This is a genomic window from Butyrivibrio sp. WCD3002 (assembly GCF_000424265.1).
Lineage (GTDB): Bacteria > Bacillota > Clostridia > Lachnospirales > Lachnospiraceae > Butyrivibrio.
In genome coordinates, this window is sequence record NZ_AUJO01000038.1 from 1 (window position 1) to 11,830 (window position 11,830).

12 protein-coding genes and 1 pseudogene are annotated in these 11,830 nt (G+C 43.3%); 2 read left to right on the forward strand and 11 right to left on the reverse strand.

Annotation, left to right across the window (positions count from 1 at the left end; all coding sequences use genetic code 11):
* Positions 1-296: pseudogene (locus G608_RS21715) on the reverse strand (MFS transporter); the annotation flags it as partial.
* A 554-nt stretch (positions 297-850) separates the two neighbouring features.
* Between G608_RS21715 and G608_RS0117365 the strand changes: the two are divergent.
* Entirely contained in the window at positions 851-1,807 is a 957-nt protein-coding gene (locus tag G608_RS0117365) for a succinylglutamate desuccinylase/aspartoacylase family protein (protein WP_026497059.1), read from the forward strand.
* A gap of 18 nt (positions 1,808-1,825) precedes the next feature.
* Here the strand turns inward: G608_RS0117365 and G608_RS0117370 are convergent, their stop codons facing one another.
* The 7 genes from G608_RS0117370 to G608_RS0117400 are packed head-to-tail and all read right to left on the reverse strand — an operon-like array spanning position 1,826 to position 8,199.
* Entirely contained in the window at positions 1,826-2,566 is a 741-nt protein-coding gene (locus G608_RS0117370; RefSeq protein WP_026497060.1) for a DUF4198 domain-containing protein, read from the reverse strand.
* Positions 2,567-2,587: 21 nt separating this feature from the next.
* The gene (locus tag G608_RS0117375; protein ID WP_051209485.1) at positions 2,588-3,349 is read right to left on the reverse strand and encodes a class I SAM-dependent methyltransferase; all 762 of its coding nucleotides are present in this window, start codon (positions 3,347-3,349) and stop codon (positions 2,588-2,590) included.
* A 38-nt stretch (positions 3,350-3,387) separates the two neighbouring features.
* Positions 3,388-4,128 carry an ABC transporter ATP-binding protein gene (locus tag G608_RS0117380; RefSeq protein ID WP_026497062.1) on the reverse strand — a complete coding sequence of 247 codons (741 nt, stop codon included), beginning with the start codon at positions 4,126-4,128 and terminating at the stop codon, positions 3,388-3,390.
* A 1-nt stretch (position 4,129) separates the two neighbouring features.
* Positions 4,130-4,852 carry an ATP-binding cassette domain-containing protein gene (locus G608_RS0117385; protein WP_026497063.1) on the reverse strand — a complete coding sequence of 241 codons (723 nt, stop codon included), beginning with the start codon at positions 4,850-4,852 and terminating at the stop codon, positions 4,130-4,132.
* A 2-nt stretch (positions 4,853-4,854) separates the two neighbouring features.
* Positions 4,855-5,673 carry an ABC transporter permease gene (locus G608_RS0117390; RefSeq protein WP_026497064.1) on the reverse strand — a complete coding sequence of 273 codons (819 nt, stop codon included), beginning with the start codon at positions 5,671-5,673 and terminating at the stop codon, positions 4,855-4,857.
* Positions 5,673-6,596, reverse strand: coding sequence for an ABC transporter permease (locus tag G608_RS0117395; protein WP_026497065.1), 924 nt, complete (start codon positions 6,594-6,596; stop codon positions 5,673-5,675). The genes G608_RS0117390 and G608_RS0117395 overlap by 1 nt, the downstream gene beginning before the upstream one ends.
* A complete protein-coding gene (locus tag G608_RS0117400; protein ID WP_026497066.1) occupies positions 6,589-8,199 on the reverse strand; it encodes an ABC transporter substrate-binding protein in 1,611 nt (536 codons plus the stop codon). Before G608_RS0117400 ends, G608_RS0117395 begins: the two co-directional genes overlap by 8 nt.
* Positions 8,200-8,380: 181 nt before the next feature.
* Here G608_RS0117400 and G608_RS0117405 point away from each other — a divergent pair, with 181 nt between their 5' ends.
* A complete protein-coding gene (locus tag G608_RS0117405; RefSeq protein WP_026497067.1) occupies positions 8,381-9,568 on the forward strand; it encodes a cation:proton antiporter in 1,188 nt (395 codons plus the stop codon).
* 308 nt (positions 9,569-9,876) lie between these two features.
* Here the strand turns inward: G608_RS0117405 and G608_RS0117415 are convergent, their stop codons facing one another.
* From G608_RS0117415 to G608_RS0117425, 3 genes are all read right to left on the reverse strand, one after another.
* On the reverse strand, positions 9,877-10,800 hold the full coding sequence (locus G608_RS0117415) for a radical SAM mobile pair protein B (RefSeq protein ID WP_022755164.1): 924 nt from the start codon (positions 10,798-10,800) through the stop codon (positions 9,877-9,879).
* Positions 10,776-11,474, reverse strand: a complete 699-nt coding sequence (locus G608_RS0117420) for a radical SAM mobile pair protein A (RefSeq protein ID WP_022762011.1) — start codon at positions 11,472-11,474, stop codon at positions 10,776-10,778. Before G608_RS0117420 ends, G608_RS0117415 begins: the two co-directional genes overlap by 25 nt.
* Positions 11,471-11,830, reverse strand: a 360-nt coding sequence (locus G608_RS0117425) for a MarR family transcriptional regulator (protein WP_026497068.1), incomplete at its 5' end; no start/stop codon positions are given. The genes G608_RS0117420 and G608_RS0117425, both read right to left, overlap by 4 nt.

The following is an 11,830-nucleotide window of genomic DNA, read 5'->3' on the forward strand; positions in this document are numbered from 1 at the left end:
GGTACGAGTGCCAGTGCAGGAATCGCCAGAGCCTGTATTACATAGCCTGTGATAACAAATGTCCAGTATTTCTTCGTTTTATCTGCTATAAATCCGGATATGAGCCTTAGTGAATACCCGCACAATTCTCCTATACCGGACACAAATCCGATGGTTGTAGCGGATGCCCCTGCGAGGTTCAGATATTCGCCCAATATGCTTCTGGCGCCTTCATGAGTCATGTCCGAAAACAGACTTACGATTCCCATCAGGGTTATAAATATTATGGCGCCAGACAAAGCCCTTTTTTTATCCATGTTCTACTCCACTAATCCCGATTTGCTTATTTCATTATCCTGAAAGTTATTCTATACTAAGATTCTTCTTGCTTTCTGATTACAGCGGTATCTTGAACCTCCCTAGGCAGCCACTCTGCATTCACATGGTCGAGTGGGATTACTAACTCCTGCATCTTGTCTTCTGAAACAGGCCTCTTTATATCATCCGGCAAATAATCAAGACCCACTTCACGCAGGCTTAGGATACTGTCATAGCTGCAACTTTGATTATAAGAGTTTTTCTTAAGCAATTCCAGAGTATGCGCTATTTCTTAATGACACGTATATCTGACATTGCCCTATGCCGCATTTTTACTACAACAGAAAACCGGAGCCAAAATTTTTAAATTTTGACACCGCATTCCTACAAAAAGACCTCAGCACTTAGCAAGCGTCCTAAGGCTGAGGTTCATTAGATATGGTACTGATGTTTATGGTTTTTTGTGTACGCGGGAGCTATGTAACCCCCCAGGGGGCTTGAAAGTCCCGGTCCTAACATGATAACCTTGGCTCTGAAGTGAGGTTTAAAAACTATGGAGAAAATAAATATAGCCGGACACGAACTTACCTCCGGCAAGACGATAAAAGATCATATACATGTCGGCGGAACTGAGATACGCATTCCCCACATCATCATCTGCGGAGAAAAGCCGGGCAAAACCGTTCTTGTCACAGCCGGCATTCACAACGCAGAATATGTCGGCATTCAGGCAGCTATTGAGCTCTCTAATGAGATTTCTCCCAAAGACCTTTCAGGAAATCTTATCATCATCCCATTAGCCAACAGGTCAGGTTTTGAAAACAGAACCATGTCCCTTGTTTATGAGGATGGCAAGAATCTCAACAGAGTCTTCCCGGGAGACAAGGATGGTTCAGCCGCGGATCGCCTGGCTAGCCTTCTGTTTGATGTTTTTATCAAAAACGCTGATGCTTACATTGACCTGCATAGCGGAGACGGATACGAGACTCTTATCCCTTACGCATACTACGTGGGAGCTTCTCCTGCCAGTGATATTGCAAAAAAGATGGTGGACTGCGTCAACGCCTCCTACTGCGTAAAGAGTACCTGCACCACCGAAGGCGCCTACAACACAGCCTCCATGGCCGGAATCCCCAGTGTTCTCATAGAGCGCGGTCAGTTAAGCCTGCTTCCAAAGGATGAGGTACAGGCTGACAAAGAGGATGTGCTGAACATTTTGAAATTCCTTGGTCTTATTGAAGGAGAATACAAGACATATCCCAAGACAGAACTCAGAGAATTCAGTGATGACGCCCCATTCACCGGCTGCTGGTATCCGGAGAAAAAGGTGGGAGAGAAATTTTCAAAAGGTGATAAATTTGGTGAGATAAGGGATTACTTTGGAAGGCCCCTTCACACAGCCATTGCCGATACTGACGGAGTTCTGATACATCAGTGCTCATCTCTTAGCATAATCAAGAATGGTCCCATGGTGACCTATGGAGTAATACAAAAACAGGATGCATGTTAAACGCATCCTGTTTTTGTATTACCTTTTAACGTATGTGAATGTTGAAGCTATCTCTTTGCTGTCATAGATTCCGGGAATTCCTTCCGCCAGCGGAGTTCTTGTAACGGCCATATACACACCCTTTTTCTCCACTGAGAAGAATATCCTGCCTTCCTCATCTGTGTTCAGGATTCTCTCAAAATACTCTTTTCCATCATAGAACACAACAACTACCGTGGATCCCTTAAGCGGGTATTTGTCGTGAATAAGCTTTAAATGAAGCACATCGGTGTCTGCTTCCCAGGGATCGGGAACGAAGCTTACTCTGGACTCATGGATAAATTCGGGAGTCCCCTTCTTATCTCCAACAGTTATGTTTGTCACATATATCTGAGGATAGTTCTTGGCATCAAGAATATCAGGATATGTCCTTCTGTCGCCCTCATAATACACGTCTTTTTCATCTCTTACATAATTGTTGTCATAGATACACATAAGGGTGTAAATGCCCTCAGAAACTGGCGTAAAGCGAAGCTCATAGTAGTCTCCCTGCTCATCGCCCGGACCCTTAACCGGTGTTATTGCTATTCTGTTTCCTTTTTCATCTGTGGCGAAGGCTCTTATCTCATCAAGACGAAAGAATCCGTCCGGCCTCATGTGATGTCCCCACCTCATTATTCCGCAGACTTCTTCCCCCGGCTCATATACACTCTTATCAGTGATTATCCAGGCTTCGTGGCCATATACCATCATATCTGTAGTATCAATTCCTCTTCTCATCTCAAACTCCACTCCATTTATTTATATTTTTGCTTTCTGAGCCTTTACCAGAAACATCCTGTCAGGCATATAAAACTGGTCTTTCTCACCATAGAGTCTATCTCCAACCTCAGGATCAGCAACTACATTTTCGCAGCCGATTCTCTCAAGAACTTCCTTATCCCACATTGGTCTGTCCAAAGTGCTGATAGATAACATGTGGTAAATATCGTGGCACTCCTCTACCATGGCATCGGTTACATTTTTGTGGGCAAGGTTCTGCATCTGGTCATAGTGGTGAAAGCCCTTTGCATACTCTGCATCATACACAAGCAGCACACCCCCGGGCTTTAACACCCTGTGCCACTCCATGTAGGCTTCCACCGGATGCGGAAGTGTCCAGACAAGGTTTCTGCTTATCACCAGGTCAAAAGAGCTATCGGGAAAATCCAGTTTTTCTGCATCCATAACCTTCATTTGAGCCTTGGCTCCATGGCGTGAAAGAAGCTCTTTTCCCTTCTCTATCATCTCGGGCGTAAGATCAACGCCCGTCACCTCAAACCCGAAATCCGACAACACCATTTCAAAAAAAACGGCTCCGCATCCAACATCCAGAACAGACAGCTTATCATCAGCTGAAAAGTGTCTTAATAACTCCGCCTGCCACAGCTGTTTTTTCCTGCTGTGTATCTCCTCGTGTTTGTGCTCACTAAAGCTCTCCGCTCTCTTGGACCAGTAGGTCACAACTTTATCTTTGATATCTTCAGCTTCCTCCTCAAAAGGAATCTGCATAAGTTTAGTCATATTACTACGTATACCTCAATTATTTTTCTAAAAGTTTGTTACTCAATAAGATTATCAAGCAGTTCTTTCGTGTACTCATGTTGTGGATTTCCAAGAACTTTACCGGTCTCTCCCTCTTCCACACACTCGCCGTTTCTCATTACCATTATCCTGTCGCACAGCATGCTCACCAGAGCAATATCATGGGAGACAAATATGATCGACACCCCTTCTTTTTCCCTCAGCTGCTGCAAAAGAGCTACTACCTGGGCCTGAGTTGTAACATCCAGCGCACTTGTTGCCTCATCGCACAAAAGAATCCCGGCATCAGAACACAGCGCCCTTGCAATTGACATTCGCTGGCACTGTCCTCCGGACATGCTTCCTGCCTTTTTCTCCAAAAGACTCTCATCAAGCCCAACGGCCTCAAGGATTCGTGACAGTTTTTCATGGCCACAGCCCTTTGCAGCTTCCACAACGGCTTTTTTCATCTTCATTCTTGGGTCAAAAGACATCTGGGCATCCTGAAATATCATCTGCAGAAAAGTCCCGGCAAAGGCCGGCGACTTACCTGTATACTCTGTTCCCTTATAATAAAGATTTCCACTATCAGGCTTTTCCAGGCAGCTGACATGACGAAGAAGGGTGCTCTTTCCACTTCCGCTCTCGCCGACGATTCCAAGGATCTCTCCATTTTTCAGGAAGAAACTCACATCCTTTAAAGCCTGCAATTTTTTGCCTTTATCAACGTAACTTTTATTTAGATTTTTTCCTTCTAAAATTATATCTGAATCCGGCATATCAGCTCACCTTCAGTCTTGGTACGGCATTCAAGAGATTTTTTGTGTACTCGTTTTGTGGATTCTCCAGGATCTCTTTTGCAGGGCCATACTCAAGCATCCTGCCACTTTTCATGATTCCAATGTAATCAGCCATTTTAGATGCAATACCCAAATGGTGGGTAACCATCAAAATAGTAGTACCCTTTAGTTTGTTGATCTCAAGAAGCTGCCCCACAACCATCCCTGCAGTTTTAACATCCAGGGCGCTTGTAACTTCATCGCATAATAAAATCCCCGGCTCCAAGAGCATTGTTGTGGCAATGGCCATACGCTGGTTCATGCCTCCTGACAGCTCATAAGGCCTTGATGCAAGCGCTCTTTTAGCATCATTAAGTCCCAGGATTTGGAGTGTCTTCTCAACTTCATCTATTTTAAAGTCGATGTTATTACTTTTTAGCGCCTCCATTATCTGTGCCTTGTAAGTCCTTATGGGATTAAAAGATCCGCCGGGATTCTGAGGCACAATGCCAAGTAAAATGTCTTTTGGAGTCTCTATACTTCCGCATGTTTTAGTCACGCCTCCAAAGCCATGAATAGCCTTAAGAAGCGTAGATTTACCGCTTCCGCTCTCGCCGACGATACAGACTCTTTTACCCGCTTCCACTTCAAAAGAGATATCATTTATAACACTCTCATCGCCATAGCCGGCAGAGAGATTGTTTATCCTAAGTATTGTATCCATGCTTAATCCTCATCTCTATATTCCATGACGCAGTCCCCAAGATAGTTAAATACTATGATGGTGACTATGGTAGCAATTGCCGGATACAGCACAGCCCAAGGTGCTATCTGTATATATGCCCTGGACTCATTGATCATTGACCCCCACTCAGCAGTGGGTGGCACAACTCCAAGCCCCAAAAAAGACAGGCCCGAGATACCTATCATGGTGGTTCCTATCTGTGTAAGGGCATTTGTAAGAAGTGGTGCTATTATATTGGGAAGTATGTGGGCCATCATTATAGCCGGCCCACTCTTTCCGGCCAGTTTTGCAGCTTGCACGTAGGGGCAATTCTTTATGGCAAAAGTATGACTCCGTGCAAGTCTGGCAAACCCGGTCCACATAGTTATTCCCAGCGCAATCATGGCACTTGAAAGTCCTCCTCCAAGAATGCCCGCAACCGCGATGGCTACTACCATCTGAGGAAATGCCAGCATAATGTCGGCAATCCTCATCATTAATTCATCCAGTATCCCGCCATAATATCCGCTAAGGATTCCAATAATGCTTCCCAGGATAAAAGAAATCGCAACCAGTATAAATGTAGCTGCTATAGTTGTCCTTGCTCCGTATAAAACTCTTGAAAACACGCATCTTCCCAGGTTATCTGTTCCAAACAGAAATTCCCCGGACGGAGCTGACCTTATGGCTGATGCGCTTGTTGCATATGGATCATTAGGTGCAATAACACTTGCGAAAAGAGCTATAAGCACCAAAAGCAGTGCAGCACCTGCAGATATTATTACTTTTATTCTGTTAATCTTTTTCCGTTTATGGTTCATTAAAAAGACCTCGGATCCAAAAGCCTGTAGGTAATATCAACTATCAGATTTATAACAACATAGATTGTTCCCATAATAAGCACAAAGCCCATGATCACAGGGTAGTCCCTGGCTGTTATGGAATCCATCACAAGTTTGCCGATACCCGGCCATCTGAAAATATTCTCAATAACAACGCTGCCTCCCATCAGGGTTCCGATCTGAAGGCCGATCATTGTAAGTATGTGTCCAAGGCTGTTTCTAAGGACATTGTTGATAAGAATAAATCTGCCCTTAACCTTTCTGGACTTCATTCCCACAACATACTCTTCTCCAAGCTGATCCAGGAGTTCACTCCTAATCTGTCTTGTAAACCTTCCTGCCATGGGTATTGCCAGAGAAAGCGCAGGGAGCATAAGTCCTTTGATGCTTCCATCTGCAATTACAGGAAAGATCTTGATATGTATGCAAAACAGATACATCAAAAGTACTGATATCAGGAAATTCGGAAGAGAATTACCTATAAATGAAAAGAGCCTGACGATATGGTCTACCAATTTCCCCTTTTTGACCGCTGACCATATTCCCAGTGGAAAAGAGATTATAAGCGCCAAAAGCAGACTGGTTAAAGCCAGTCCACATGTGTTCTTAAGCCCTTTTATCAGTTTTGGCGCTACAGGAAGATCATCCTTAAAGGAAACACCAAAATCTCCTCTGAGAACATTCGAAAGCCACTCAGCGTACCTAACGATAAAGGGGCGGAGGAGGCCAAGCCTCTCCCGCTCCGCTTGCAGTATTTCTTTTGTGACCACCACACCCTGGGAGGTGAGTCTCTTTTCCGCAGGGTCACCGGGAGCCAGATACATTATGCCAAACACTAAAAAGCTCAGCACTAAAAGTATCAGGGCAAGTCCCAGGATCCTTTTAAGTATTTGTTTAGCCATTAATGTCAGTCTCTGCGTCTACTCCATAGAAATCGAAAGGAACATACTCAGCAAATCCGCTTACGCCCTTACGAAGAACTGTAGTGTTATTGAAAAGTCCAACATATCCAAATGCATTGTCATCTATAGCAATCTGAACGATCTTGTTGGCAAGCTCTGCTCTCTTTGCAGTATCTGTCTCAATTCTGAGTTGCTCAATCATGCTCTGGCATTCAGCACTCTCAAATCCACCTACATTGTAGTAAGCTCCGTCTGCAAGAGTTGAGTCGATGAAGTAAAGAGGATCACCTGACTTATCAGCGATCATGCAGTAAAGAGCAAGATCAAAGTCAGCGTTTGCAATGTAAGTAGCATCCGGATCTTCCTCAACTCTAAGTGTTGAATCAATACCAACAGCCTTAAGCTGTTCCTGGATCAGAATTGCAAGAGTATCAAGAGATCTTGCTGCATAGTATGCAATGCTGATGCTGAGCTTATTACCATCCTTCTCGTAGATGCCGTCAGCTCCAAGTGTATAACCATCGGCCTCCAAAAGCTCTTTTGCCTTGGCAGTATCTACTGCAGGAACATTTACCTTGCCATAAGCAGCTGATGTTGAGAATGGTCCAACTGCTGCAGATACTGTACCAGAAAGGTACTCTGCGATCTTGTCCTTATCAACAGTGAGATTGATCGCTTCTCTCACAGAATCATCAAGTGTATTCTCATTGAGAATGTAGTACTGAAGACGTGCACCGGGAATTGAAACTACATCGTACAGGTCAGGGCTCTGGTTATAGACCTCAAGAGCTGCAGATGAAACGCTGTTGTAGCAGTCGATCTCGCCGCTCTGCATAGCAAGGAGCTTGGGATCATCCTCCTGCATGTAGTAGAATACAGCGCCGTCAAGCTTGACATCACCGCCCCAGTAGTTCTCGTTCTTTGCTACTGTTACGTCTCCCTCAGGGATAAACTCTGTAATAACAAATGGTCCTGTGCATACAGGTGCGTTGTCAAAATCTGTTGTTGCATCAAGATCGATCATTCCGCACTCAGGACTTGCAAGGTCGTTCTTAAGAGTAGGATAAACTTCCTTTGTATCGATAACGATTGTCTTGTCATCTGTAGCAGTCATTTCAAAATCGCCGAGATAAGCAAATCTGCTGTTCTCTGTAGCAAGACGCTGAAAGTTTCTAATTACCATATCAGCTGTAAGAGGGTTTCCGTTTGAGAACTGAACTCCATCATTAAGTGTAATAGTCCATGTGCTGCCATCTGCAACTGCGTCCTTAGCAAGGCATGGAACTGCACTCATGGTCTCGTCAAGCTTAAACAGTGCTTCTGAAACACCATAAATTGATGTGTACCATCCGTAGTACTCCTTATGTACATCAAGACTTGGATAAGCAAAAGATGCTGCAGTGTGAAGAATCTTTTCACCTGTAGCTGTAGACTGACTTTCGTCAGTTGTCTGATCCTCAGATGTTGCTGCCTGTGTATCAGCAGGTGTCTGCGTTTCTGTTGTCTGTGTGTCTGTTGTCTGTGTGTCTGCACCTGAACCACAAGCTACCATTGATAATGCCATGGTTGCAGCAAGTAGTGCCGCTAAAAACTTTTTCTTCATAATATAGTATCCTCCATTGTGCCTGAATTACCTCACACAATGGAAAGGATAGCATTGTGAAATCCGCTCCACAAGCCCCCTGGGGGGTTATTACTACGTTGGTTATAGTTTTTTAACTTGATTTTGAGACGAAAAAGCATCATACTCATTTCTTAGCGTTATTAACAAGGAAGGTATATATATGGATACAATTCAGATACTCAGAGATCTTTTTATCATAATCGTCATGGCAAAGTTATTCGGACTGATAGCCAGAAGACTTCATGCGCCACAGGTTGCCGGTGAGATCATCGCAGGTCTTCTCATAGGTCCAACACTGCTTAATCTTGTTAATCCCAGTGATTTCCTGTCGGGCATGGCCGAAATCGGTGTGATTCTTCTGATGTTCAGCGCCGGACTGGAAACAGATATCGACAAACTCAAAAAATCCGGCCTGAAGGCAACAATCCTTGCATGCACAGGTGTTGGAGTTCCGCTTGTTCTTGGAACGCTCCTGTACATGGCCTTCTATGGCTTTGCAGCTCCCGGATCAACCGAGTTCATAAAAGCACTCTTTATAGGAACTATTCTTACAGCTACTTCCGTGAGCATAACAGTTCAGGTTCTAAAGGAACTTGGAAAGATTTCCACAGAAGTGGGAACAACAATCATGAGCGCCGCAATCATCGATGACGTAATAGGAATCGTGGTTCTTACAGCTGTTCTTGGTCTGAAAGATCCAAATGCCAATCTTGCAGCTGTTTGCTTAAAGACCGTAGCCTTCTTTGCGCTTTCGGTTGTTGTGGGAATTATCATCTTTAAGATAATGTCAAAAGCAGAAGCGAAATGGCCTCATACCAGAAGAATCCCGATCATGGGTCTGGCACTTGCCTTTGCAATGTCTTATGTTGCCGATAAGTACTTTGGAGTAGCTGATATCACCGGTGCCTATGTTGCAGGTATTATTCTCAGCTCTCTGGACAACTCCGAGTATATAGACAGAAAGATGGACATAAATTCATATATGTTATTCGGCCCCGTATTCTTTGCAAGTGTAGGCCTTCAGACAAACCTAAGGTCTGTCGACATGACAATCCTTGCATTCTCGGCAGCATTTGTTGTCGTTGGACTCCTCGGAAAGGTTGTAGGCTGTGGCATCGTTGCAAAGCTCCTTAAGTACAACACCTCTGACTCGTTAAAGATTGGTGTGGGTATGATGACCAGAGGCGAAGTTGCACTTATCGTAGCTCAAAGAGGTTTAAAAGCTGGTATCGTTGACAGCAGATACTTTACCGCAGTAATCCTGTTGATAATATTAAGCTCAATTCTGACACCTATAATATTGAAGGCTATATATGCCTCAGATGACAAAGCTAATTCTCCTGCTTAAGTTAATCGACTGTAGAACTGATAATGTACTAAAATTAAACGGTCCGCTTTCTATTAAGAAAACGGGCCGTTTAATTTCAGTTTTAACAAGCAATGCTAAAAGCATCCCCACACATCATATCTTTTATCATACTGGCAAATATCTACATCCATATCAGCAATCTCATCAGCATACAGCCGAATAAGATCACTAAGGGTCCTACGAAAAGCCATATTACTTGTCCTTACCTTCAATCCAATAATTTACCAAATGCAAAATGGTATTTATTGTAATGCTATCGAATCTTTAAATTCCGGTTTATTCTTCCATCAAGGATTATGTATTACATTTCTCTTTCCACTATTGGCAGTTCCTCTTACTTCTTCGTGGTAAAAGTAATCTACAATTGTTGGATGTCCTTTCTCTACTCTCTCATACGGAGTTTCATTATCAACAAACCTGCAATCATACTTTTTAGCCAGCTCTTCTGCTTTCTTTTCCAGCGCTTCAAAATAGCTGCGGTTCTTTTTGTTATAAATTTCGTCATACAGCGGCACCAGATCCGGATGTTTATCGGAAATGTATTTCATGATATCTGCCTTAAAACCTCCGCGAAGATTCAGATTCTCAAGCCATACAAGGTCACACTGATCTTTTGTCCTGTCTATGATTGCTTCTATATCCGTAATCCCCGGGAACACGGGTGAAATGAAGCAAATTGTACGAATGCCTGCCGCATATACCTCTTTCATTGCAGCAAGCCTTCTTTCTATGCTTACTGCCGCATCCATATCATCTTTAAACTCTTCATCGAGAGTATTGATTGACCATGATACTGTAAGTCTGCTATTTTCATTGATCTCTTTTAGCAGATCCAGATCTCTTAGTACAAGGTCTGACTTTGTGCAGATAAGTATGTCCGCACCACTGTCCTTTAGTTCTTCCAGAAGTCTTCTTGTATTTTTATATGTTTCCTCTAGCGGATTATAACCATCCGTAACTGTTCCAATGATTACCTTCTGGCCGGCATACTTCTTTGGATTCTTTATTTCAGGCCAGTCTTTCACATCCATGAAAGTTCCCCATTCCTCCGTATGCCCTGTAAAGCGTTTCATAAAAGATGCGTAGCAGTATTTACAGGCATGGGGACACCCTACATAGGGATTCACCGAATATCCTCCAATAGGAGTATTCGATTTTGTCATTACACTTTTTGTTTCTATATGATTTACTTTGATTTCTGGTTGTTCCATATCCTCTGTTCCTCCAGCACTTTGTTAAAAGCATCCGGCATTTCCTGTATCATTTCTTCTCCCATAATCGGAACAAGATCTTCTTTCCAGAATACAGGAATGTTCAGTTCATGAGCCTGTTCTGTCAATGAATAAGCCCACCCGGGATCTGTTTTAACAGTCCTGCTCTTTGCACCTGTCATGGTTCCCACCACAATCCAGTCAATGCCTGTAAGATCAACCTTACCCGGATCATCGAACAAAGGCTCAAAGGTAACATGATATTTTTTTGCCTTCACATTGCTCCGCAGTGCATCAATACGCCATAACTCAGACTTTCTCGTAACTGTAACGCCAAACCATGCATTATCAAGATCTGTTTCAAAAGACAGAAGATCTGGTCGTTTGGTAAGAAAAAGAAACTGGTGCTGAGGATTCTCTGCTATCTTTTTAAAGACTTCCTCTCTCCATTCCTCATGCCAGCCCGAGAGATCGCTCATGCCGGTCAGCAGAAAATTCTGCGGCTTTTTCTTTTCCATCATACGAAGCTTTCCTTGAAAAAACTGTGGCTTTTCAAAATCATCTATGATGTGATAACGCCTCGTATTGTTTCTGGCATAGCAGTACGGACATCCAACAGTGCACCCTATAACAAGATTCATGTTCTGAATCTGATCTTTAATACAGATACTCATTTGTCACTCCATTCCTCAAGGTTTACCCTGATGCGGTTAAGATACTCTTCAAACTGAAGAATCTCTTTATCCGTAAAATCACGATAATAAATATTCCCCATCTCATTGGATACGGAGTCATAAGCTTCTTTAAGTTCTTTGGCTTTATCTGTGAGGAACAGAAGAGTTTTTCTCTTATCAGCTTCATCAGTTTTGCGGCTTATCAGTCCTTTTTTTTCCATCCGCTCAAGCATGGTCGTAAGTGAAGTAATTGCAAGTCCGCTTTTCTCGGAAATAATTTTAATAGGAACACCATCTTCCTGCCATAAGACATAAAGAATCCTTCCCTGAGCTCCGTTAAATGCATCAATGTTTTT